Consider the following 24621-nt stretch of genomic DNA (forward strand, 5'->3'; position numbering starts at 1 on the left):
AGACGGACGCGGCCCCGGTGCCACGCCACACGAAGGTGCCACCGCCACCGCCGCCGTTGGTGCCGTCCGCGCCCCGGCCTCCCACCAGGAGCGTCAGCTGCTCACCCGCCGTCACGCTGAAGGTGCCTCGCAGCGAAGCGCCACCTCCCGCTCCCGAGTTGTTGAAGGCATTGCCGCCACGCGCGCCCACCGCCCTGACAGTCACAGCGCTCACGTTCGCCGGCACCGTGAAGGTCTGCAGGCCGCCCGTGTAGTTGTACGTCACGGTGACGGGGACGGCCGGAATCCAGGAGAGGACGACCTGCCCGTTGCCACCGCCGAGGTCGGGCTGGTTGTAGGGATTGCTGCCCGCGTTATACGAGCCGCCGCCACCGCCGCCGCCGCAGTTGTTCGCGGCACCACCCGCGCCACCGCCGCTGTAGCCACCTGCTCCGCCGGCCGCGCCGGCCGCGCCACCACCGCCGCCGTAGCCGCCATTGCCGTTGAGGGTGCCACCACCACCGCCACCGCCCGCGCTGATGGCCGCGCCACCGCCGCCGCCACCCGAGCCAGCGCCATTGGCACCCGTACCGCCCGACTGCGTCAGGCCCGCGCCACCACCGCCACCACCGTGGAAGCCAGCCGCGCCTCCGGAGCCACCGCCCGCGCTGGAGCCGCCGCTCGCGCCAGGGCTGCCATTCCCCCCGTTGCCTGAGGCGTTCAGCGCGGCGCCCGAGCCGTTGAAGCCATTGCAGCCGGCTCCGCCACCGCCGCCCGCCGCCACCAGCAGCGACGAGACGGACGCGGCCCCGGTGCCACGCCACACGAAGGTGCCACCGCCACCGCCGCCGTTGGTGCCGTCCGCGCCCCGGCCTCCCACCAGGAGCGTCAGCTGCTCACCCGCCGTCACGCTGAAGGTGCCCTGCAGCGAAGCGCCACCTCCTGCTCCCGAGTTGTTGAAGGCATTGCCGCCACGCGCGCCCACCGCCTTGACGGTCACCGCGCTCACGTTCGCCGGCACCGTGAAGGTCTGCAGGCCGCCCGTGTAGTTGTACGTCTGGGTCTGCGGCGTCTGCCCGTAGGCGGGCCCCCAAAGCAGGCCTGTGACGAGCGCCGTTGATACAGCGAGAAATCTCGATACACCGATGACATCAGGACGAGTGTTCCTCATCGCGACCTTTCTTGCTGTGCACTGCTGCCGTGGCCAGGGTTGGCCACCGCGCAGCCGCCTGAGCAAGCAGCGCGCCACTTTTCTCCACCACGCACATACCCCCGGTATGAGTCGCTATGGGTCCGAGTCCCCGGAGAGCCGCGTCTGGGCGGGACGCATCTGCGTTTCAGCAGGACGCAACCGCAATGGCCCCATGAGACAACCAGGATGCTGTTGTAGGTGGCGTGCGGGTGATGCGGGCACGGCGACCGCGAGCGCTCCTGCCCCGGCACTTCAGCTCCGAGGCAGGAGCACCTCGTCAGGGTGCGTCAGTCGTTGTCCGAGACAGACACGGTCGCGCCCGACGTGCCCACGGTGTAGCCGGCGGTGGCCGAGAGCGTCACGACGACTGTCTCGCTCCCCTCCTTCACCGCATCATCGATGGGAGCGACGGACAGCCCCACCGACGTAGCCCCAGCCGGAAGGGTCAGCGGCGAGGTGAGCGCCGCGTAGTCCGTGCCCTGGGTGGCGGTCCCCGTCACCGTGAAGGAGATGGGGAGGTCCGCCTTGGGCGCCGGGACGGCAGTCACCGAGAACAGGCCGCCATTCGCGTTCGCCTCGCCCGCGGCGGAGTCCGTCGCGGTGATGCGCAGCTCCGGCTTCTCGTCGTCGAAGAGGTTCACCGTTGCCGCGGTGCTGGTGGCGAGCTGGTACGTCGCATCCGCCGCCAGCGTGACGGTGACGCCCTCCTTGCCTTCCACGAGCACGTCATCCACGGGCTGCACTACCAGCACCGCCGAGGCCGCGCCTTCCGGGATGACCACCGACGTCGCGAGGACCTGGTAGTCGCTCGTGCTGGACGCATTCCCGCTCGCCACCAGCAACACCGTGAGCGGCGCCTGCGTCGGCCCGGTGCGGGTCACCGTGAACGCCCCCGGGTTCGAGGGCTCCGCGGCCTCCGCGTCCGTCGCCGTCACGGTGACGACGGGCTGCTCGTCATCCAGCAGCGACACGGTCGCGGACGCGCTGGTGTGGACCTGATACGCAGCGTCCTCCAGCAGCGTCAGGACGACCGTCTCCTTGCCCTCGACGAGGGCGTCATCCGCCGCCGTGAGCACCACGTTCGCCGAGGCCGCGCCGGCCGGAATCGTCACCGTGCCCGGCAGGGCGACGTAGTCCGTCTCCGTCGCCGTTCCGGACAGGGCGTAGCGGACCGTGAGCGCAGAGGTGGTCGGCCCGGTCCGGGTCACCGAGAACCGAGCCGTGTCGGTGCCCGGCTCCGCGCCCAGGGAATCCGTCGCACTCACCGTCACCACCGGCTGCTCGTTGTCCAGCAGCGTCACCGTCCCGCTCGCCACGCTCCCCAGCTTGTAGGTCGGGCCCGGGACGACGGTCAGCACCACCGTCTCCTTGCCCTCCACGTCCACGTCGTCCACGGGCAGCACGTCGACGCTCACGGAATTCACACCCGCGGGCATCGTCACCGAGCCCGAGAGGGCGGTGAAGTCGGCGCCGGAGGTGGCCGTCCCCGTGAGGACATACCCCACCGTCAGCACCTGACCGGAGACACCACCCGAGCGGGAGAGGGTGAAGCGGCCGGTGTCCGTCCCCGGCTCAGCGCCCGTCGCATCCGAGACCGAGACACTCACCGTGGGCGACACGACATAGACGTAGATGGACGAGGACGTGGTGACGGCACCGCTGGCGTCGTACGCCTTCGCGGAGAGGACGTAGGTCGCGGCCACCAGCCCGTCGAGCTGGAAGGTGAAGGGCGCCTCGCTGTCCTCCCCCAGCTTCGTGGAGCCCTGGTACAGCTCGACGCGAGAGACGGGGCCCTCCACGTCGGAGGCCGTCACCTCGAAGTTCACCGTGGCGGGGGCGGCGAAGTACGAGCCATGGGCCGGGGAGGCGATGCGCACCGTCGGCGCATCGTTCACCGGAGTCACCGTCACCGTGGCGACGGCGAGCGGAGAGCTCTCCATGCCGTCATGCGCCTGGAACGTGAAGCTGTCGGGCCCCGCGTAGTTCACCTCCGGCCGGTAGAGCGGGCTCGGCAGCGAGCCCGAGAGCGTGCCGTGCGCGGGCGGGTCCACCACCGTCCACGTCACCAGGTCCCCATCGGCGTCGAAGGCCGTGAGGGCGAAGGCCTTGGAGGAGTCCTCGGTCAGCGTGGCGCTCGGGCTGTTGGCGAGCGGCCGCGAGTTGAGTGCCACGCTCCAGTGCTGGAGCGTCACGCCTCCGACGCCGTCCGACACCGCGACCCGGACCGAGTGCGTCCCCACCACCGTCGGCGCATAGGTGAACGCGGCGGTGTTGCTCCCGACGGCAGCACCATCCACGCTCCACGCGTAGGACAGCGACTGACCGTCGGCATCCTCCGCGAGGACGGACAGCGCCACCGAGCCCGCCGGCCCCAGCTTGACCCGGCCCGCCGGAAGCGCGCTGGTGATGACGGGGGGCCGGTTCACCCGGGTGTAGTCGACATGGGCGTAGCCCGTCGCTGCATCGACGGTGAGCGGCGCATCCAGGCTGGCGACCGCGAGGTCCCCGTTCGCGACATCCACGATGCGGAAGGACTTCAGCACGGCGGGGTCTCCCACGGTGGAGTCCGTCATCCGCACGAGGAAGCGCTTCTGCGAGAGCGTGGCGGGGAGCAGGTCCGTGAAGTCGAACACGAACGTGCCATCCACGGCCGCCGTCGTGGAGCCGTTGAAGGCCCTCGGCCCACCCGTGTACCAGACCGTCGTGGAGCTCCACACCGTCGGGTCCACCGGCCCCGCATCACGCTCTCCGCCCTGCCCCGAGTCACGTCCTCCACCCTGCCCCGCGTCCTGCTCGCCCGTCGAGCCACCGCCCCCGGGCTGGCCCGCGTCCACCTCGCCATCTCCCAGCAGGAGTCCGCTTCCCTCGCCGGCCCAGGCCACCGCGTCCTGGAACGTCGCCGCCGGCATGCCGAACCCCACCTCGGTGAAGCCCAGCGAGAGCACGAGCTGGTTGCGGCGCAGGTGGTTGACCTTCACTTCCGCCACGAGCTTCGGCGTGTAGTTGGGACGCACGGTGACGTGGTAGACGAGGTCGCCCTGGAAGAGGGGGACGCGGCCGGTGCTCGGACCGCCGGTGACGGCCGACACCGCCCGCAGCGCGTCGTAGGCCACCCAGGTGAAGCCCCCTTCATTCCAGCCCGTGCCCCAGGAGTTGGCGATGCGCAGCGCGCCCTTCTCGCCCGGGTCCACCACATTGTTGTTGTTGATGTCGGCCCAGACCGTGTCGTCGTACCCGACGATGGTCATCGCGTGGGAGCCGGCGTAGCCGTTCTGCCAGTAGGTGATGTACTTGCCCGCGAACGCGTCATCGTCCGGCGTGGACGGGTCGTTCTTGATGGACGTGCTCCGCCACGAATTGACGTACGTCCCGTAGACGAGGACGTAGCCATTGGCCAGCAGCTCCTTCATCCGCTGCAGGCCGTCCGGCGTGCTCGCCTGGGTGACGTACTGCACGGGGTTCGCCCGGAACGTGAGCGCGCCGCGCCACACCGCCGGGTCCACCGGCCAGGACGTGTAGTTGGAGTCGTAGGGGATGTTGGCCCAGGTCGTCGCGCCCTGGCGCGCGAGCAGGTCATAGGCGCCGAAGATGTAGCTGCCCTGGTCCACGCCGTTGTTGATGAAGTTGTAGGTCCACTTCGGAGAGAACAGGCGCGTGTTGTCGGTGCTGTGCTTCGCGTCCCAGCCATACATGAGCGCGACGTTGTGGCTGAACTGGTAATACGTCGTGGCCCACGCGGTGCACGAGCCAATCGACCCCTGGCTGCGAATGGGCGGGAAGAAGTCCAGGACGCTGTTGTCGACATGCGACGGCAGCACGGCGAACGAGGCGACCCCGGACGGCGCGCGCAGGCCCGGACCGATGACCTCCTCGCCCACCGCCGCGGCGGCGGACAGCGACAACGTCCGCTCGCCCTTCGCGCGCCGGAGCTCGTTCATGCGCTCCAGCGCGATGCGGTTCGGCAGGACCTGACGGACCTCGCGGCCCTCCGAGCGAAGCCGCTCGAGTTCTCGGGCCGTCAGGGGCTTCAAGCCGGTGGCGCCGGGCTCATGGGACGACTGCGCCAGGGCAGGCACTCCCCCTGCCAGCAACAGTCCGCCGGCGAGTAACGCGCGTAGCTGATTTCGTGGTGACACGCACTGCTCCAATCAATGAACAACGAGCTCTTTGAAGACGAGAAACACCACCCACGCGGTGCCGTGTGCTTCACGGCCACGTGTCGCGGAGGTGAATGGTGGCGCGCGCTCAGGCAAGCCCCGGGCCACGGATGAAGCGTGGCTCGCTCAGAGGAGGACGACGCGCGGCCTGCGTGAAATCACGCCTGACTGTGGGCCTCGCTCCCCATCGAAGTGGGGGCATGAGCCCACGGTTCGTCATGTTTCATGATTGGGTCAGCAACGACTTACGTCCTTCGAGAAACCGGCGCGTGCGGCTCACCGCTTCCTGGAGGAAGCGCCCAGCATGCGCAGCGCCAGCTCGGCGTGAGCGTCCGCGAGGGTGTCGACGTCGAGCGCGCCGCCCGGCTCGTACCAGTACGGCAGGCGCACGCCCATCGCGGCAATCGCGCGCGCGGTGACGAGGGAATGGGGAGGAGCGAAGCGTCCCTTCGACACGCCGCGCTCGATGACATCCATCAGCAGCGCGGCGGACTGCTCGCGGAGTGCCACCGCCGGAGCCGCCAGCTCCGGGGTCAGCGCATAGAACTCCTCGTTCACCACCAGGGCGAGCTGCGGGTGCTCCGCGTGAGCGCGGGTGTGAGCGCGGACGAGCGCGCGCACCTGCTCGGCCGGCTCGGAGCCCGCGTCCAGCAGCGCGGACCGCAGCGCCTCGTGGTGCGCCTCATGGCCGATGCGCACCAGCTCCGCGAGCACGTGGTCCTTGGAGGGGAAGTGCGCGTACAGCGCGCTGGGCCGCAGCTCCAGGACCGCGGCCAGGTCCCGAATCGACGTGTCGTGGAACCCCTTGCTCGCGAAGAGCTGCAGGGCCGTCTCCAGGATGCGCCGACGCGTGCCCTCGGGGGCCGCGGAGGGCGGAAGGCTCGAGGGCTGGGCTCGCAGCCGCGTGCGGGGAGGGAGGCTCATGAAGGACCTTGAAAAACGAACGTTCGTTCAGATAGCTTGGTGAGGCGACTGGGAGCATTTCTACCCGAACCCGTGAATGGCCGTTCGTTCAGGCGGCCGAAGCCAGGAGACCGGCATGCCGATGCTTCCGCTCGACGGGGTCTCCCTCCACTGCGACACGGCGGGCGACGGGACGCCGGTGCTGCTCCTGCATGGCCTGGGCTCCTCCGGGCGGGACTGGGAGCTCGTCACGCCCCGGCTCGCGAAGCGCCACCGGGTCCTCGTCCCGGACGCGCGGGGACATGGCCGGAGCGAGACGCCCGCGGGGCCGTATGGCGTGCCGCTCTTCACGCGAGACATCGCCGCGCTGTGCGACGCGCTGGGCCTGGGCCGGGTGCACGTGGTGGGGCTGTCCATGGGCGGGATGATGGGCTTCCAGCTCGCGGTGGACCGGCCGGACCTGGTGCGCAGCCTGGTCATCGTCAACAGCGGGCCGGAGTTGAAGGCGCGGACGCTGCGGCGGAAGTTCGACTTCGCGTTGCGGCTGGTGGTGCTGCGGCTGCTGGGGCCCATGCGCATGGCGAGGATTCTCGCGCCCCGGCTCTTCCCCAAGCCGGAGCAGGCGGACTTGCGGCAGCGCGTGCTGGACACCCTCGGGCACAATGACCCGGGTGCGTACCTGCGCGCGACGCGCGGGCTGCTCGGGTGGAGCGTGCTGGAGCGCGTGAAGGACATCACCTGTCCCGTGCTGGTGCTCCACTCCGAGCGTGACTACACGCCGCTGTCCGAGAAGCAGGCCTACGTCGACCTGCTCCGGGACGCACGCCTCCAGGTGATGAGCGACTCCGGGCATGCGGCGCCGCTGGACCAGCCCGAGCAGCTCGCCGAGGCGGTGGAGACCTTCCTCCGCGAAGTCGAGGGCGCGGCTGTGGCCACGCGCGGCCTGGGCTGAGCGGTCCGAACTTCCCCGAAGGAGGCAGGCCCATGTCGATGAGTCGGAGTGTTGGCGCGCTCGCGCGGATGCTGCTCGTGTCTCTCGCAATCTTCACGGGGGCGCCGGCCGAGGCCGGTGCCTGGGTATACGGTGCCCATGGCGGCCGGAGCTTCCAGCTCTGGGTTCCCGACGGCTATCAACCGGGCGCGCAGCTGCCGCTGGTGGTGGCGCTGCACGGCTGCCTCCAGAACCCGGACCAGTTCGCCGGCCTGACGCGGCTGAACGTGAAGGCGGACGCGGAGAAGTTCCTGGTGCTCTATCCAAACCAGGCGGTCTTCGCCAATCCCACGCAGTGCTGGAACTTCATGCTCGGGAGCAACCAGGAGCGCGGCACGGGCGAGCCCGCGCTGATTGTCGGCATGGTGGACCTGGTGAAGCAGCACTACGCGGTGGACGCGCGCCGCGTGTACATCGGCGGTGTGTCCGCGGGGGCCGTCATGGCGGGAACGCTGCTGGCCTGCTACTCGGACGTCTTCGCCGCCGGCATGGTGAGCGCGGGGGCGATGTACAAGGCGGCCACGACGATTTCAGGCACGGCCTGGGCCATGTCGTTCGGCAGCATCTACCACCCGGATGACCGGGGCCGCGACGCGTGGGTGTGCTCGGGACGGCCGCGCCGGACGGTGCCGGTGCTCGTCATGCACGGCACCGAGGACGACGTCGTCAACCCCATCAATGGCGAGCAGGCGGTGCGGCAGTTCCTGCAGACCAGCGACCAAGGCGACGACGGCGTGAGCAACGACAGCGTGCGCTACGTGCCGACGTGGACGGGGAGCGCCACCGTGCCCGGAGGCCGGACCTATACCGTGAAGGACTACGTCTACGGCGGCGAGCTGCTGGCGCGGCACTTCGAAGTCCGGGGCATGGGCCACGCATGGCCCGGGGGTGATGCGCGCTACCCCTTCGCGGACCCCTCGGGGCCGGACGCCACCACCTTCATGTGGGACTTCTTCCGGCAGCACGCGCTAGACGCGCCGTAGGGACGGTATTCACGAAGCGGCCGACTGGGACGTCCTCCCGAGGCGCCGGCCCGACTGTCTCGTGGCCGGCCCGTACCAGGGAGGCTGTCCCATGCGGTGTCCGTCCATGTTCCGCCGTGCCGGTATCACGCTCGGCGTGTTGCTGCTGTGTCCCCTCTCCGCGCTCGCGCTCGAGTGCGAGCTCGTCAATATCGACAAAGGCTCCCAGCGTCTCGACCTGGTCGCATCGGTGTGCGAGGGATTGCAGGACTCGAAGTCGTGGTGGCTCTACGCAGGAGAGGAACCGCGGGGTGACACGGCCGTGCCCGTGAAGATGCTCCGGAAGATCTGCAAGCAAGAGGGCCAGGTCGTAGGGCTCTATGCCCTCCTGAACGAGCGCAGCATCTCCACACTGGAGCTCATCTGCGTGGCCCCTGCCTTCCGGCAGGAAGGCAAGGGACTGGAGCTGCTCAACCAGGCCGCCAGCGACGTGAAGACCGGCAAGCTGCAGTGGGTCTCGCAGTCGGACCCGGCGACCCAGTCCTTCTACAAGGGACTCAAGGTGAGCTGCGAGGAGGAGGAACTGGGCCCGGCGACGAACCGCGGCACCGGCGAGCGCTACCTCCGGTTCACCACGAGGGTAAAGCCCGGTCAGCCCATCGAGCGCAAACCGCGGCTCTGGTACAAGAACTACCGGGGCCAGTACCTGAAGGTCCGCTACGACTGCTCCGCGCTCGCCGCCTTCGAGGCCATCTACGAGGACGAAGCCATCCAGGAGATGCTCAAGGCACGTGAGCTCATCTCCCAGGCGGAGCCACCGCCCGGCGCGGTGAAGGAGACCATCATGTTCGAGCAGCTCGCGCGGGCAGAGGACTTCTGAGGAGTGTCGCTGCGCCCAGGTGCGGACACGACAACGCCCCCGGTCGACAGCCCCGGGGGCGCAGCTTGCGACGGTGCTCCGCCGTGCGGCGGGAGCTACATCGTCGGCATGAAGATCTTCAGCCCGGTGCGGCCACCGGCGCCCAGCGTGTTGCGCTCGATGAAGTCGCTCACGGACGAGCGGCCGTCGCCGGTGGTGATGGCGGTGTGGCCGTACTTGCTGCCCGCCGCCGTGGAGGTCTTCTCCCACGTGAGGACGAGGCCCGGAATCTTCAGCGCCTCCTCGAGCGACATGTTGACCTGCTTGAACTTGTCGCGCGGCAGGTTGTTGTCAATCTGGTTGCCGTTGCCCCACACCTTGAAGCCGAAGGCGTTCTGGATGGCCTTGCTCACGCCCGTGGCGCACAGGCCCTGGCTGTTGTAGCCGCCAATGCTCATCGCCGCCGCGCGGCCCGCCTCCGCGAGCTTGCGCATCGCGGGCGTCGCCTTGCCCGGAGCCGAGGCGCCGCTGCTGCCCTCGGTCTTCCCGCCGCCCTTCGTGCCGCCGGAGCTCTTCGTGCCACCGGAGCTCTTCGTGCCGCCCTTGGTGCCCTCGAAGCTGTCCTTCCCGGTGTGGCCGGGAATGCGCAGGGTCTTCCCCGCGATGATGAGGTTCGGGTTGGAAATGTTGTTGGCCTTCGCCAGGGCCGAGACGCTGGTCTTGAAGCGGGTGGCGAGGGCCGAGAGGGTGTCGCCGGAGCGGATGCGGTAGGTGGACATGGAATCTCCTGGAGCGATTGTCGCCACGTCCCTCCCGGAGTTGCGCCCGAATTTCCCAAGCTCTTGGAATTCACCCGATTTCATGGGTTCGGGCTGGATAATCCCGAGCAAAATCAGGGACATGGGCGGCGGGTGGGGATGACCCCGCCGCCCGTGCCTCCGGAACTACGGCTTGCTGATGTAGAGGTCGTACGCGCCGACGCCCGAGTAGTTCACCACGCGGAAGCGGTAGTACGCGGCCGTGCCCGGGTAGGAGATGTTCTCCACCGCGGTGGAGCTCTCGCTCGCGGCCACCTGCACCCAGGCGGCGCCGTCCCAGCGGTCCAGGTACAGGTCGAAGTCCGTGCCGCTCGGGCCCGTGAGGCAGGCGGCGTGCGTGCCGCTCACGGTGCTCTGGTAGTAGGTGCCGCCGGGGTGGATCTGCGTCTGCCCGTTCGCACCGCTGAACGTGCCCGTGTAGCGCGTGCCGGGGCAGGTGGAGCCGGTGCTCACCGTCACGTTCTGCGTCGCGGTGCCGGTGGCGCCCGCGTTGTCCGTCACCGTCAGCTGCACCGCGTACGTGCCCGCGGCGGTGTACGTCTTGCTCGGGCTGGTCGCGCTCGACGTCGTGCCGTCACCGAAGGCCCAGCTGCGCGAGGCGATGGTGCCATCCGCGTCCGTCGACGTGTCGCTGAAGGTGGCCGTCAGGGCGCTCGTGGTGAAGTTGAAGTTGGCCACCGGAGACTGGTTGGCCGCGCCGCCCGTCAGGTCCACCTTCCACGCGCCACGGCCGTAGGTGCCGGCCACGAGGACGTGCGGCACGTCATCCACTTCCAGGTCGGTGACGACCAGGCCCAGCGGCAGGCCGGCGGAGAACGGCACGAAGTTGTCGCCGCCGTCGGTGCTCTCGTACACGCCGACGTCGGTGGCCACGAAGACGCGGTTGGTGTCCACCGGGTCGATGGCCACGCTGTTGGCCGGCACGTTGGGCAGACCCGCGCCCACGGCGGACCACGTCGTGCCGCCGGTGGTCGAGCGGAACAGCTTGTTGCCGCCGAAGGCCGCGCGGGTGACGAACACGCGCAGCCGGTTGTTCGGCGTCATCGCCACGTCGGACACGGTGCCGCCCGGGTAGTTTCCGGTGACGTTGGTCCACGTCACGCTCGCGGCCGCCGCGTCCACGGTGGAATGGATGGTGCCGCTGGACGTGCCGACGTACGTGGGGATGGTGGTGCCCGTCAGCATCGGTGTGATGACCGCCGCGCGGGCACCCAGGTTCGCGGAGATGGCCGTCCACGTCATGGGGTTCGTGGAGGTGGTGCCGCGATACACGATGTCACTGGCCACGAAGATGCGGTTGCTGGCCACCGCCAGCGGGGTGACCCAGGGGAAGTTCGCGGAGGCGGTGATGCCCGTCGTCGCCAGCTTGCTGAAGCTGTTGGGAGTCCCGCCCGTGGTGGAGCGGTAGACGCTGGGCAGGTTGCTGGAGGGGTAGCTCGTCTGGAACACGTTGTTCGTGTTGGTGGGGTCCACGGCGTTCATGAAGCCGTCGCCGCTGACGAAGGTCAGGTCCCACACGGGGCTCGTGGTGCGCCGCGAGGACGAGTTGTCCTGCGCACCGCCGAAGACGGTGTCCGCGTTGGAGGGGTGCACCGCCAGGTCGTAGAACTGCGTCACGTTCAGGTTCGAGTTCATGTTGACGAAGCTCGTGCCACCGTTGTCCGTGCGCCACAGGCCGCCGTCGCTGCCAATCCAGAAGCGGCTGCCGTTGGTGCGCGAGTACAGGACCACGTGGATGTCCTGGTGCACCGTCTGGCCGGAGCCCCACGTCGTGGTGAGGTAGGTGAACGTCGTGCCGCCGTCGGTCGAGCGCGCCGGGCGGATGGCGCCGACCAGCACCTGATTCACGTCCGTGGGGTGCACGGAGATGGCCTGGTTGTAGGTGCACTGGCCCTCGCACGCGCCGCTGGTGCGCAGCGTCCAGCTCGCCGCCCCGTCCATGGAGCGGTAGACCTGTCCGCCCTGCAGCACGTAGAGCACCTGCGCGTCGCTCGGCGCCATGGACAGACGCATGCGGCTGCCCGAGGGCGTCATGCCGCTGCTGGAGTTCGTCCACGTGGCACCGCCGTCGGTGGACTTGTACACGCCCTGGCCGGGGACGCTCGCGTACGCCGTCGCGCTGCCCGGGGCGAAGACGATGTCCTCCACGTTGAAGCTGAGCACGCGCGTCCACGTGGCGCCGCGGTCCGCGGACCGGAACATCCCGGGCCCCGTCGGAGAGGTGGACCCGGTGCAGCTGCCGGCGCCGCCCGCGAGCACCACGTTGGTATTCGTCGGCTGCACGGCCACGGCGTTGACGATGGACAGCGGCATCGCGGTGGCGCCGGAGCCGTTCTTCGCGGTCCACGTCGTGCCGCCGTCCGTGCTCAGGAAGACGCCCTGGCCGAAGTAGCCCGCGCACCCGCCGCCGTTCTTGTCACCCGTACCCACCCACACGTTGTTGGGCGTGGCCGGCTCCACGTGGATGGCGCCGATGGGCAGCGTGCCCACGGAGTCGAACAGCGGCGTCCAGCTGGTGCCCGCGTTCGTGGTCTTCCACACGCCGCCCGCGGCGCTCCCGAAGTAGACGGTGTTCTCGTCCGTCGGGTGCGGGACGACGGCATTCACCCGGCCCGAGACGCGGCCCATGGTCCACGAGCCCATGCTCATGGCCGACGGGCCCATGGACGTCCACACCTCACCGGCGAGGGTGAGCTGGTTCTCTCGCGTGCGCCGCTGCTGGCGCAGGTCGTTGACGGCCCTGGCGCGCTCGGACCGCGGGTTGGCGCGCACCTTGTCCAGGCCGCGCGACTCCATGAACCAGCGCTTGCGCTCTTCAATCTCCCGCGTCTCGTCCCGGGGACCGCGGCGCGACTCCTCCCGCTCCTCTTCTTCCCGCTCCTGCGCCCAGGCACTGTTCCCCAGCATCGACAGCGCGAGCGCAAAGAACGCGCCCCGCCGTGCAGACGGCTTCAGCTTCATCGGGTCCCCTCTCCTGCTTCGGCCACGCATCCAAGGGACGCGCGGCGCGGCAAACCGGGCACGGCCCCCGCATTCAGGGAGGAAGCTCGGGCAGAGGGAGTCGCGACCGGGACACGCACCGTAGCGCCCGGCCCTGCGTCGCAAGGAAGGGAAATCGCCCGCCGCGAGGCGTCACATGCACGGCGGCTTCTGTCATCGGCGGAGAAGTGCACCCTGCTTCCGCTGGGGCGCGGGAGACACCGTCCGGCCGGAGCTGGAGCACCTGGAACCGCTCACCTGGTCATTCGTGTCCCGGCGGCGCGTACAGCGCGGCGAGTCCTGACTACTGTTGCCTCCCCGCCGCCACCTTCCAGGCGTGCAGGCTGTAGTCGTACTGCAGCTGGCCGTAACCCTCTTCCGACAGCAACTGGTGCGCCTTCGAGCCACTGTAGTCCGAGTACGAGTGCTCGCGCCTGGGCGTGACGACGGTGCCCAGCAGCATGCGGAAGCCCAGGCCCACCAGACCGGCCAGCAGCACGCCCCAGAGCAACCCCCCACTCCCCGCGAAGAGGACGACGGCCAGGGCGAAGGTCACGGCCGCCGCCCCCACGGCCCAATTGCCCATCGACGCCAGGTAGTCGTGCAGCTTCGCGCAAGAGGCGCACCGCAGGATGGGAAGGCTGCGGATCCGGTAATGGACGGTGGTGCTGTTGAAGCCGTGCGAGCGCCCCGTCTCCACGCGCCCGGAGAGCATGGCGGCGTACTCGAAGTCCTGCTCGCGCTTCCGGCAGTAGTGGCAGAGCTCGTCCTTGCGCCCCTCCAGCCGTGAGCGGAAGGCGGCGATGCGCTCCTTCACTGACTCGGAGTTGGCCACCCGCCGTGCCTCCGCGAGGACCGCGTTCACCGCGCCAATCCCCGTCAGCGGGAAGTCCAGCGTCCGCACCCGGTCGAAGGCACGCAGCACCGCCTCGTCGATGAGCACCGCCAGCCCGAGCAGCTGCTTCGAGTCGATCTCCCGCCAGCTCGCGTTGAGCGCGTCCAGGCGGTCCAGGTAGAGCGAGACGTCGTTCAGGTGCACCGGATGGGACTCGTCCACCAGCGTGTCGAGCTGCGCCAGCTCCGCGCGGAACAGCGAGCGCAGCGGCCGGAATGCCAGCGTCCACACCTGCGGCTCCAACCCGCTCCCGGAGGCGATGCGGGACAGCGCGCGCGCCTCGTCGGCGAAGCCGCCCATCAGCCGCTGCTTCATCTCCCCCACCACCAGGTCCGCCAGCCGGGTGCGCAGCGCGGCGATGAGCGGCTCGCAGTCATCCGCGCTCACCAGGTCGTCCCCAAGCCGGGTGATCTGATACCCGAGGAACGTGGGGAACCACGAGTCCTGCAGCAACGCCGACCAGCGGGCGAGCGCCTCGGTGAGCTCGGCCTGCCACGCGGCCCCCTTGCCGTCCGCGCCGAACAGCGCGTGCGGATCCACCACCACCCGGAGCCCCTCGCGCTGCTCCCAGGAGAGCACCGGGCCCCCGCCGGCACGTGCACCGCCGTCCTCGGAGGAGGGCCCCAGCCCGTACATGGCGGAGAAGGCCAGCACGAGCCGCAGGTTCGCCTGGTTGGCGCGGTGGGCCAGCAGCTTCACGAGCCGCTCCGTCACCGCCTTCATGTCCGCTGCACCCTCGTCGGGCACCTCGGGCACCAGGGCCTGCAGGTCCTCGTCGCGCAGCGAGCGGTAGGCTGCGAGCGCGACCGGGTCCGGCCCGGTGAGGGCGCGCTTCAGCTCCTCGCCCCTGGGGTCGAGGCCGAAGTCGAACCAGAGGAGCTGCTCGGAGAGCCGGCGCAGCGGCTCCTCCATCTTCTGGGCGGCCTGCTGGACTTCCAGCTCGTCGGCGCCAGAGAGCCACGGCAGGGCCGAGGCCTCGGCGGGGGGCAGGCCAGCACGGGCGCGGGTGAGGAGCTTCTCCGCGCGCCACAGGGCCTTGCTGGCCTCCACGTCCACGGGCACGCCGAGCACGCGGAAGGGGTTGAGCCGGAACTGGTTGACTCCCACCGAGCGCGCGAGCGCGCGGGAATCGCCAGCATCGGAAGAGGGCAGCGCTGCTGCGGCCGGGCTCTGGGTCATGGCTGGCTCACTTCACGTGGGAGATGATGGAGGAGCCCACCTGCTCCTGCTCGGGCAACATGGCCATGAGCTCCCGGCACACCGCCGCGAGTATGTCGTAGTCCTGTTTCTTGATGGCCGTCGACCCGCGCACGAGCGCATCCCTCGCGCGCGACAGCAGGTCCAGCTCCTGCATCCGCCCGGCCAGGTGGTTGAACAGGCCAATCCAGAAGTCCGGCGTGCGCTGCGCCACGCGGAAGTAGAGCGCCCGGAGGTCCTCCACCTTCGCCTCGGCCAGCTCCATGTCGCCCTGCTGCATCGCCCGGGCGAACTCGTCCCCGAGCGCGCGCACCTGCGCCTTGTCCGCCTTGTCACCCTCCTTGGCAATCAGCTCGGAGACCGCGGCCAGGAGCTGCTGGAAGCGGCCCTCCAGGGCCCTGCCACGCGTCACCGTCTCGGTCTGGTCGAGCTCCTCGGACATGAGGCGCACCATCGAGTCGGCGAGGTCGATGGAGTCACGGTCTCCCTCCTCGATGAGCGCCTCCACCTCCTGGACCCGCTGGTCCGCCGGCGCGGAATCCCCGCCCTCCAGCTCGGCGGCGAGCTGCTCCAGCCGGGCGAGCCGCTCCTTCTGCGCCCCCAGCCCCTTGCTCACCTCGGTGGCCTGCTTGGTCTCCATCCGGAACATCACCACGTCGTCGAACCACTGGTCGAGCAGCGGCACATAGGCGCGGCCGGTCGTCTGCGAGGACTCGTCGATGGAGAGCGTCACCTCCACCTCGGTGCCCGCCGGCAGGTCCCTGCCAATCTTGTCGGCGACGATGCGCAGGATGCCAATCACCTTGTTGCGGTCGGCCTGGCCGCTCTCCCCCTGGAGGAGCGGGATGTTGACGGCCTCGCCCGACTGGCCACGGCGCAGGGCGATGGTGGTCGCGTGCGTCACCGTGTTGCGCGCCGGCAGCGTGGCGCCCTTGCGCAGGTACCAGGACACCGCGTTGCCCGCGAGCATCACCCCCACCGACTGCGACAGCGGCGGCTTCGCCACGGAGAAGCCGTGCAGGAGCGTGAGGCGGGACGGCTCGGCGGCCAGCACCTCTCCTCCCGCGCTGCGCAGCTCCAGCGCGAAGACGTTGAGGCTGTTGGGGTTGAGCGCGAGCTCCAGCGCGAAGCGGCCCTGCGCGTCCACCCGGGCGGGCGCGGAGGTGAAGCCGCCGCCCTCACGGACGGCCGTCACCGCGACGCCCGCGGGCAGCCTCGCGGGGTCCACCCGGCCCACCACCAGCGGCTCCGGGTCCGTCGTCATCGGCTCGAACTCGAGCTGCAGCTCCACCGCGGGCACGCTCCCCGCCCGGGCCGAGCGCAGGTTCGCCGGCAGCTTCTGCGTGGAGGCGAAGATGGCGGCACCGGTGGCCACCATCGTCATCGGGTCGCCGGCGTGCCTCGCCTCCAACTGCAGCTCCTCCTGGATGAGCTTCGGCACGCACGGCGTGAGCGTGGGGCCGCCCACCAGCACCAGGCCCTTCAGCTCCTTCGCGCCGAGCCGGTTGCGCGCCAGCAGCCGCTTGCACAGCGCGGTGGTGCGCCGGACGGTGGAACCAATTAGCGACTCCAGCTCGCCGCGGTCCAGCGGGAAGGACACGCCCGCCCAGGCTCCGCCCACCTGGGCGAGCTGGTCCACGCGGAACTCGGCCTGGTCCTGCTTCGACAGGAGGATGCGCACCCGCTCGGCCTCGGCCTTCAGGCGGGAGAAGGCTCCCGAGAGGGCCTCGTCCGAGCGCTTGAACCCGCCCAGCCGCCCCTCCTCGCGCACGCGGTCCGCGGCCCGGCGGGCCACCACGCGGTCGAAGTCGCGGCCACCGAGGTGGTTGTCGCCGTCATGGTCCAGCACCTGCAGCCGCCCGCCGCGCGAGCGGACCAGGGACACGTCGAAGGTGCCGCCTCCCAGGTCGTAGACGAGCCAGTACCCCTCACGCACCTCGCCCGCGCCGGAGTGGGCAATGGCCGCGGCGATGGGCTCCTGCAGCAGGGGCGCGTGCTGGATGCCCGCGAGCTGGGCCGCCCGGCGGGTGGCCTCCGACTGCGGGAGCTGGAACATGGCGGGGATGGTGATGACGGCGGCGCGGGGGGCCTCCTCCTCGCGGGCGGCCCAGCCGATGAGCTCGCGCAGCACCTCGGCGGACATCTCCTCCGGGGACAGGCGCCTGCCGGACGCGGGGAAGGTGCGCGTCTCCTCGGTGCCCATCAGCCGCTTGAACTCGATGGCCGCGTTCTGGGGGTCTGCCTGCGCGGCGTCATGTGCCGCCGCGCCCACGCGGAGCGTGCCTTCCGCGGGGACGTAGAGGGCGGAGGGCAGGAGCACCCCACCGTGCGGCCCCTGGAGCAGGCGGGTACTGCTCCCGTCCTGCCGGGCGATGGCCGAGTTGGTGGTGCCCAGGTCGATGCCGTAGTCGAGGGTCGTTCGCATCACGAGCTCCGCTTACTCCGAGTCCTCTTCGTCACCCGCCGAGGCCGCCAGGGGCGCGGCCTCCAGCGCGAACGACCCACGGTGCGGGTGCACGCGCCCGTCGGCCACCTTCGCTTCACGCTCATCGAGCAGGGCCCCGGGCAGCAGCCGCTGGCCCCGCGCCTCCAGCCCCGCCACCACCACCACCTGGCTGGCGTCGGGCTCCACGAACAGCACCAGGCCCAGCAGCGGCTGTCCGGCCGAGTCCGGCGGCAGCGCGCGCGCCACGCGCTCCACGTGACGCGTCCAGCCGTCGGTGAAGCCCGGGAAGCGGCGCAGCGTCTGTGGCTGCTCGTACCGCGCGGGCACGGCCACCAGGTACACCACCACGCCCTCACGCTGGAGGAGGACCGACCGCAGGTGCCCGCGAGTCACCGCCTCGCTCGCCGCCGCCCGCGCCTGGGCCGCGAGCACGGGGACGGCCTCCCGCAGGCCCGCCAGGGCCTGCGCCGCCGCGCGCCCCGGCGGGCTTCCGTCTTCCTCGAAGGCCTTGCGGGCTTCCGCCAGCGCGTCCTCCAGCCCGCGCTGCCAGCCGGGCCCGGCGAGCCGGCTCTTCACCGTGCCGGGGCCCTTCAACACCGACCTGTCCGGCAGGCTCTTCCGGCGCAGCTCCTGCACGGGCTTCAGCTGCCACCGGGCCAGGAAGACCAGGCCCGCGACAGGCAGCAGCAGCGACAGCCCCTTCAGCGTCAGGGTGGCATTCTCCTCCACGGCGGCCCACCTGAGCTCGGAGCGCGTCGCGGCGATGCAGTCCGCCTCCGGCTTCAGCTCGGCCACGACGGAGAGCAGCGCGTCCTCGCCGCCCTCGCGCCGGTGCCCCTCCCGCGCGGCCTCGCCGCACACGTATTCCACCACCGGGTCCAGCGCGAGGCCCCAGCGGGAGTACTCCCGCGCCACCCGCCTGAAGGACGGGCCCGTGGGGTCCGCCCCCAGCAGCACGGCGGACACGACCGACAGGAACTCCGGCTTGAGCCCGCTCCCCACCAGCACCTGGTGCGCCGCGATGACCTCCGCGCACTCCGACAGCCGCGTCAGGGACGCGTCACAGCCCTCCAGCCGGGGCTGCACCTGGAACAGGTAGTCCCGCGGCTCGACTCCCGCGGGCAGCTTGCCTCCCTCGAGCTGGAACGGCGTGGGCCTCCGGGCCACCTCCTCCGTGAGCAGCAGTCCGGCCTCCTCCGGTGCCCAGCTCCATCGCCGGGCGAGCACCGCGCGCATCTCGTCCAGGGGTATCTCGTTCGAGGCCTGGAGTTTCACCAGCTCCAGGAGCAGCGCACGCGCCGCCTCGGGCTGCTGAATCCGGAGCTTGTCCAGCGACGCCATCACGAAGAGCGACTTGTACTCGGCAAGGGACGACTGCTCGCTCCGGGCCACCGCCAGCACGGCTTCGCGCAGCTCATCGTCCTGGAGCAGGGCCCGGACGGTGTCGAACCGGCCTGCATCCGCGGTGGTGCGCAGGAAGTGGTGGAGGGCGGCGTGGCCCGCCTTCGAACGGGCCAGCGCCGCGGTCAGCTCGCGGAACACCTTGAGGCCACTGTGCTCCAGCACCTGGCCGGCGAGCTCCGCGGACCCGGTGAGCACCTGGACCGTGCGCCGCAGGCTCTCGCCGCCTGGCTGGCAGCGCTTGAAGACGGAGGCCTGGAGCGCCGGCTGCCCGGAGGCCTTCAGCGCCTTCAGCCAGAGCAGGTCCTGGCCACCACTGCCCGGTCCGGCCCTGGGTGCGCACACCCTGCCGAGCTGCGAGTCCACCAGGGAGGCCACCGCGGAAGTGCGCTCGCCGGAGGCGTCGAGCAACGCGGCAATCAGCGCCACCACCTGCGTGGAATCCGTCCTGCTCGTCAGGGCGTCGCCGACGAGCTCCACCACGCCCTCGGGAGGCTCCTGGGCGAGGAATCCGGCCAGGAGGCCCGGTCCGGCCTTCTTCGCCATCAGCCTCTGGACAAAGAGCTTCCCCTCCCTGGCGAACTTCAGCAGCGGCAGCGCGCCCCGGGCCGGGACGTGGCCGGGCCGCGACTCGGTGTAGCCGTTCCCGTGGAAGTTGGTGTCCGCCTCGGCATTCAGCATGTCGCCGAGGAGCCTGTCGTTGATGGCCCGCATGCCGATGGCAATCCCATCGAAGCTGCCGCCCCGGGCCCCCATGCAGTTGAAGAAGACATCGACGGTGCTCTGGGCGGGCAGCAGCATCAGGTGCTGCGTCCGCTTGTCCATGCCCGTCGGCTGGAAGGTGACCCCGACGTTCCACAGGTCATGCCCGTGCGGGTTGTAGGCGGTGAACCAGCACCGGGAATGGTCCGCCACCTCCACCTTGACCAGCTGTCCCAGCAGCTCCTCGGGCACCCCTTCCGCCAGCATCTGGCCCTTCAGCTGGTCGCTGATGGTCTCCGCGCTCGTATCGGAGAGCCGGGTGAACCCATCGGCCCGGGCAGCGGGCGCCGCCACCAGCACCGCCAGCGCCACCGCGCGCGCGAGGAGCACGCTCCTACCGGTGAAGGACATGCATCCCCTCTTCTGCATGCGGGACTTCGTCATCGCTTGCGCCCCCGGAGCTGCTGGTACAGCGGATGTGCGAGCACCTGCTGGCGGACGGCCCGCTCCCGAGCGCGGTTCCCCGCGAGCCCGTGCGTGAAGGCCTCCATCATCAGCAGGAGCAACTCCAGCCGCTCCCGCGAGGGCTCCAGCGCCTCCCGGTTGAGCGTCCACCACTCCAGCGCCTCGGCGTAGCGGCGGTGCCTGAGGAGCACCAGCCCCTTGCGCAGCACCGCCTGGTCCTGCGAGCCCCGCTCCAGGAGGCTGGAGAGCTGGATTCCGTCGAAGCTGACCGGAGCGGCCTCCTTCGCCAGCAGCCCCTCCAGCTCGTTGAGCCCCGGCGCCGCATCCCCGGCCAGCCGGTCCGAGACGGACTGGAGCTCGGCCAGCATCAGCGGGCCCGCGGACTCCTGCTCCAGCTCGCGGGTGAGCGCGTCGATGGACTCGTTGCGCGCCAGCAGCGGCGCGGAGGCCAGAAGCGCCAGCCCATCCATCCCCCCGGAGGAGAAGTCGCGCGCCAGCATGCCCTCCACGAGCGTGGGGTCCGGCCGCGCCTGGCGGCAGTAGGGGCACACCCGCACCTCGGGCTCGAGGAGGGACTGGCAGTTGGGGCACGGCGCCGTGCTCACTCGCGGCTCCGGCGCGGGGCCACCCGCTGCAAGGGCTCGAGCAGGGCATCCGCTTCCAGCTCCACCAGCGAACGCAGTTCCGCGTCCGAGTCCACCTTCACCGCGTCCGCGATGTTGGCGTGGTAGCCGAGCCGGGGCAGCTTCGCCAGCAGGGCACGGCGCAGCTTCGGCCCGCGCTCCACCTGGGGCGCGGTGGAGGCCGGGGCCTCGGCAGGCGCTCCGGCCAGGGCGTCCGGCGGGCCCGCCTCCGAGCCCGTCATCGAGCCCGTCATCGAGCCCGCCTCGGAGCCTGCCATGGGAGTCTTTGCACGCTCAGCATCCGCCATGACACGACCTCACTTGAGAACCACCTTGCCCATCGACTCCATCACCCGCTGCTCCAGCTCCTCCAGCCGCCCGGTGGAGCGCTCCAGCCCGTCGAGCAGCGCCGCGTACTCGCGCCCGGCCTCCTTCAGGTGGAGGGCCTCCGGTCCGTTGCGTGTGGCGAAGCGCACCGCCACGTCCTGCAGGTAGCGGGCGCGCTCGCGCAGGGCCTGGAGCGTCGGGCTCCTCGGCTCCACGTCGGTGGCGGCGCCCAGCTCGGCCAGCAGCGGCTGGAAGTCCTGGAAGCGGCCCAGCTCCTCCACCAGGGCCTTGCGCACGCGGGGCTGCACCATGGCGTCGGTGAGGAAGCGCGAGGACACCCCGAGGAAGCTGTCGAGCAGCTCCCGCCGCTCCTGCTCGTGCCGGCGCTCCTCCTCGCGCAGGCGGCGCACCAGCGGGCTGCGCACGCCCATCGCGAGCGCCGCGTCGACCCACCCCAGGCCCCGGGCCTCCTTGCCGGGCATGAACCACAGGTAGAGCGCGCCCAGGCAGGCCAGCACCTCGCGCTGGCGCGGCTCGAACTGGAGCGCGCGCAGCAGCGGCCGGGCAATGGAGGCGGCCTCGTCGGGCGTGAGCGGCCGGCCTCTCGGCACGGCGAGGTGCGCCATGGCCACGGCCTGGAGGAAGAAGAAGCCGCGGTACAGCTCTGGAGGCACCGGCAGCTTGTCGCGCTCCACCGCGGGGAAGAGGTACTCGTCCGCGGTGGCCTCGTCCACGTCGGGCAACCCGGGCGGCAGCCAGCGCTGGTGGAAGGCGGTGATTGCTTCCAGCGTCTGCGCGTACTGCCCCTCGCGGTAGACGATGAGCACGCCGTACGCGTCGAAGACGACGGCCGCCGCCGCCTTCTGCTCCTCGGAGAGTCCCTCCACCTGGCGCACCAGTCCCAGGCCCTCGCGGGCCTCGGCGAACTTCCCCGACCGCAGGTTCCCACGGACCTGGAGCAGCCGGCTGGTGACGAGTGCCACCGGCACCTGGGCCTTCAGCACGCCCAGCCGCGTCACCTCGTCGAAGTGCTGGTTGGCTCCGGTCAGGTCGCCCCTGCCCAGCTTCTCTTCCGCCAGGCCGAGCAGACAGACGCTCCGGTTGTGCTCGGTGGGCAGCTCCACGTCCGCGAGCTTCCCCGCCGTCTGCGTGAAGCCCTCCAGCGCCGCCGCGTGCTCGCGCTGGTAGCCCTGGAGATAGGCCAGGAGGTACCTCGCCTCGGCCATGCGCGGGGCCAGCTCCAGCAGCTTGTCCAGATCCGCCCGGGCGCCATCCAGCAGCCGCTTGCGCTCCTGGTGGGGAAGCGGCGCCTCGCGGCCCACGTCCACCACATGGTGGATGGCGCAGTACGCGCGGAGGAAGAGCAGGTCCAGCCGCTCCAGCTTGTCCAGCTCCTCCTCGGCCACGCGCCGCGCCGCCGTGAGTCCCTCCTGGAAGCGCCCCACGGAAGCCGCCGCGGCCAGCTCATCCAGCGCGCGGAGGGTGGGCGGCGCCACGCCGGCTCCCCCTTCGCGCTCGCCACGCTTGCGGCGCAGCCATCCGCGCGGAAGGAGCGTTTCCAGGTCGCCCAGCACGAGCAGCAGGACGAAGCCGCCCAGCGTGAGCAGCGACATCACGGGAAGGTACCAGGCGGGGAGCGGCTCGGGCTGTCCGGCGAGGCCCGCCTCGGGCGGAGCGCCCTCGCCGCGCGTGGCCGCGAGCAGCCGCACCTCGGCGGCCTTCGCCTCCTCCTGGAGCCGGAGGTGCTCGGCGCGCAGCTCCGCCAGCCACTCCTCGTGCGAAGGCCGCGCGGGGGACGGCGTGGCGGCGGAGGGGAGCGAGCCCCCCAGGGCCAGCCCCAGCACGGCGGCGAGCACGAGCGCCACCGCGCCGACGCGGGCATACGAGGGCACCAGGCCGCCGTGCCGCTCCGCCCGCGCGGCCCGCAGGGCCACGACGAGCTGCACCGCGCAGAGCGCCACGAACAGCCACATCAGTATCGTGGTGAGCAGACTCATTGACCCCTCAGCTCTGGAGACGACGGCTCCGGGAAGAGCGCGTCCCCGTCGTACCAGGGCAGTGGCGGCATGCCGGCGAAGCGCGGCGAGCGCGCGTACTCCAGCAGGTCGCGAGACTGCAGGAAGGCCTCCACCCCCAGCTTCACCGTGCCGGTGACTGGCAGGGCGAGCTGCTGGGCGTACCGGACGATGAAGCCCAGCCAGTGCACCGCCGCCTCGGCCAGCGCCTTCGCGCCAATCTCCAGCGCCTCGGTGAGCGCTCCGGCGAAGAGCGGGTAGCACTCGGCCAGGTACCGCGGCTCGTTGAGCGTGCCGATGGCGCCAAAGTTGGCGACGCCGTCCACCAGCAGCAGATACGCGCGCACGTAGCGCCCCAGCGGGTGCTGGCCGTCCGGGCCGGACTCGAGGATGCGCAGGCCGGCCTGGACCCGCTTGCTCGCGCCCACGCAGTCGCCCCGCTCGGCGAGCAGCCGCGCCAGGAGCAACAGCCGCCGCGCCTCGTTCCAGGGGCGCTGGTGCGGCGCCTGCAACCGCGCGGCGGCCCTGTCCTTCTCGCCCAGCGCGCGGGCCTCGATGTCCGCCAGCGACAGCCGCAGCGCCTCAGCGGCCTCCTCTCCCCTCCGCGCGTCGAGTACGGCGAGCCCCTCCGCCACCAGGGCGCGCTCGGGCAGCGGCTGGAACGCCGCGCGCCGCAGCACGCCCACGAGCCCGCGCAACGCCTCCTCCTCGCCCGCCTCGAACGAGCGGCGCCAGGCCGCGAGCGCCCCGCGCAGGTCGCCGCCCTCCTCGCGCAGCCGCGCCTCCAGGTCGAAGGCCGTGCCCGCCGGGCCGAAGCCGGAGAGCCGCTCCAGCAGCGCCAGGGCCAGGTCGCGCCGGCCCTCGTACTCCCAGCGCGTCGCCAGCCGCCGCGCTGGCAGCGCCTGCTCCAGCTGCGTGAGCCGCGCCTCCATCACCGCCGCGGTGTTGCGGCGCGAGGGGGCCGGGGGAAGCACTTCGCGAATGAGGCGCTCCAGCTGGCCGGCCTCCTCGGAGAGACTCGTGGGCAGCGCCGCCACGATTCCCTCCGCCAGCCGTCCCGTGCCTTCCACCCGGCCTCGCACGGCGCGGTGGAGCCGCTCGCGGCCGGTGACGCCCGCGGGCAGGCCGTCGCCGGAGAACCAGTGGAGCAGTGCCGCTCCGGCCAGGTACGCGGCGTCGCGCACCTCCCCGGAGAGCAGCACCTCGGGCGCCATCCACCCGAGCAGCTCCTGCTCGGAGCGCGCCCAGTCCCCCAGGGTGAGCCCGCGCCCCGGCACTGCCGCCAGCCGCCACGGCTTCGCGGCCCTGGGCGTGTACCGCACCAGCGTGGGCCCGCACACGACGAAGGGAAGCACGGCCTCCTGCGCCGCCTGGGAGGCCTCCAGGAGGAAGCGCGCCAGCGACAGCGCCACCACCACGCTCTCGGGCGAGCCGCGCAGTCCGGGCAGCGCGAGCGCGAGCGGCACCGTCCCCTCGGGCTCCGCGGGGAAGCCCAGCTCCAGGTGGCTGGCATGCTCCTCCACCGCGCCCGGCACCAGGAAGAGGTCCGGAGGCAGCGCGCGCAGCCGCTCGACGGCGCGCCCCGTGGAGGGAGCGGCGGGCACCGAGACGCGGAGCCGACCGCCAGTCTCCGCCTCGCCCCGTGTGAAGCGGATGCCGGTGGAGGGCCGCCCCCCGGCGGCTCCAGCTGGAGTCTGGGTGTCCAAGCGC

At 71.3% G+C, this 24621-nt stretch carries 14 protein-coding genes and 1 pseudogene; 3 read left to right on the forward strand and 12 right to left on the reverse strand.

Annotated features, from left to right (window positions below; translation table 11 throughout):
• The 3 genes and pseudogenes from G4D86_RS19815 to G4D86_RS19825 form a co-directional block, all read right to left on the reverse strand.
• Positions 1 to 1150: pseudogene (locus G4D86_RS19815) on the reverse strand (hypothetical protein); the annotation flags it as partial.
• Between the two features lie 308 nt (positions 1151 to 1458).
• Positions 1459 to 5202: a Calx-beta domain-containing protein gene (locus G4D86_RS19820; RefSeq protein ID WP_163995564.1), complete on the reverse strand. Its 3744-nt coding sequence runs from the start codon at positions 5200 to 5202 to the stop codon at positions 1459 to 1461.
• A gap of 402 nt (positions 5203 to 5604) precedes the next feature.
• Complete coding sequence (locus G4D86_RS19825) at positions 5605 to 6252, reverse strand: TetR/AcrR family transcriptional regulator (protein ID WP_163995565.1); 648 nt, start codon at positions 6250 to 6252, stop codon at positions 5605 to 5607.
• A 115-nt stretch (positions 6253 to 6367) separates the two neighbouring features.
• Between G4D86_RS19825 and G4D86_RS19830 the strand changes: the two genes are divergently transcribed.
• The 3 genes from G4D86_RS19830 to G4D86_RS19840 all read left to right on the forward strand — a co-directional run bounded on the left by G4D86_RS19830 (position 6368) and on the right by G4D86_RS19840 (position 9064).
• Entirely contained in the window at positions 6368 to 7183 is an 816-nt protein-coding gene (locus tag G4D86_RS19830) for an alpha/beta fold hydrolase (RefSeq protein WP_163995566.1), read from the forward strand.
• Between the two features lie 32 nt (positions 7184 to 7215).
• A complete protein-coding gene (locus tag G4D86_RS19835) occupies positions 7216 to 8205 on the forward strand; it encodes an extracellular catalytic domain type 1 short-chain-length polyhydroxyalkanoate depolymerase (protein WP_240360360.1) in 990 nt (329 codons plus the stop codon).
• A 91-nt stretch (positions 8206 to 8296) separates the two neighbouring features.
• Positions 8297 to 9064, forward strand: a complete 768-nt coding sequence (locus G4D86_RS19840) for a GNAT family N-acetyltransferase (RefSeq protein WP_163995567.1) — start codon at positions 8297 to 8299, stop codon at positions 9062 to 9064.
• Positions 9065 to 9159: 95 nt separating this feature from the next.
• Here G4D86_RS19840 and G4D86_RS19845 read toward each other — a convergent pair whose 3' ends face one another.
• From G4D86_RS19845 to G4D86_RS19885, 9 genes are all read right to left on the reverse strand, one after another.
• Positions 9160 to 9822 carry a LysM peptidoglycan-binding domain-containing protein gene (locus G4D86_RS19845; protein ID WP_163995568.1) on the reverse strand — a complete coding sequence of 221 codons (663 nt, stop codon included), beginning with the start codon at positions 9820 to 9822 and terminating at the stop codon, positions 9160 to 9162.
• Between the two features lie 165 nt (positions 9823 to 9987).
• A complete protein-coding gene (locus G4D86_RS54300; RefSeq protein ID WP_163995569.1) occupies positions 9988 to 12822 on the reverse strand; it encodes a PKD domain-containing protein in 2835 nt (944 codons plus the stop codon).
• A 322-nt stretch (positions 12823 to 13144) separates the two neighbouring features.
• Complete coding sequence (locus G4D86_RS19855; RefSeq protein ID WP_163995570.1) at positions 13145 to 14914, reverse strand: hypothetical protein; 1770 nt, start codon at positions 14912 to 14914, stop codon at positions 13145 to 13147.
• A 7-nt stretch (positions 14915 to 14921) separates the two neighbouring features.
• Positions 14922 to 17357: an Hsp70 family protein gene (locus tag G4D86_RS19860; RefSeq protein ID WP_163995571.1), complete on the reverse strand. Its 2436-nt coding sequence runs from the start codon at positions 17355 to 17357 to the stop codon at positions 14922 to 14924.
• A gap of 12 nt (positions 17358 to 17369) precedes the next feature.
• Positions 17370 to 19892 (reverse strand): hypothetical protein, encoded by a 2523-nt coding sequence (locus G4D86_RS19865; protein ID WP_163995572.1) that lies wholly within the window; start codon positions 19890 to 19892, stop codon positions 17370 to 17372.
• A gap of 29 nt (positions 19893 to 19921) precedes the next feature.
• Entirely contained in the window at positions 19922 to 20551 is a 630-nt protein-coding gene (locus tag G4D86_RS19870; protein ID WP_163995573.1) for a zinc ribbon domain-containing protein, read from the reverse strand.
• Positions 20548 to 20847 carry a hypothetical protein gene (locus G4D86_RS19875; protein WP_163995574.1) on the reverse strand — a complete coding sequence of 100 codons (300 nt, stop codon included), beginning with the start codon at positions 20845 to 20847 and terminating at the stop codon, positions 20548 to 20550. The genes G4D86_RS19870 and G4D86_RS19875 overlap by 4 nt, the downstream gene beginning before the upstream one ends.
• A gap of 39 nt (positions 20848 to 20886) precedes the next feature.
• Positions 20887 to 22893, reverse strand: a complete 2007-nt coding sequence (locus G4D86_RS19880; protein ID WP_163995575.1) for a tetratricopeptide repeat protein — start codon at positions 22891 to 22893, stop codon at positions 20887 to 20889.
• Entirely contained in the window at positions 22890 to 24617 is a 1728-nt protein-coding gene (locus G4D86_RS19885; RefSeq protein ID WP_163995576.1) for a hypothetical protein, read from the reverse strand. The genes G4D86_RS19880 and G4D86_RS19885 overlap by 4 nt, the downstream gene beginning before the upstream one ends.
• Positions 24618 to 24621 lie beyond the last annotated feature (4 nt).

This window comes from Pyxidicoccus caerfyrddinensis (assembly GCF_010894405.1).
Lineage (GTDB): Bacteria > Myxococcota > Myxococcia > Myxococcales > Myxococcaceae > Myxococcus > Myxococcus caerfyrddinensis.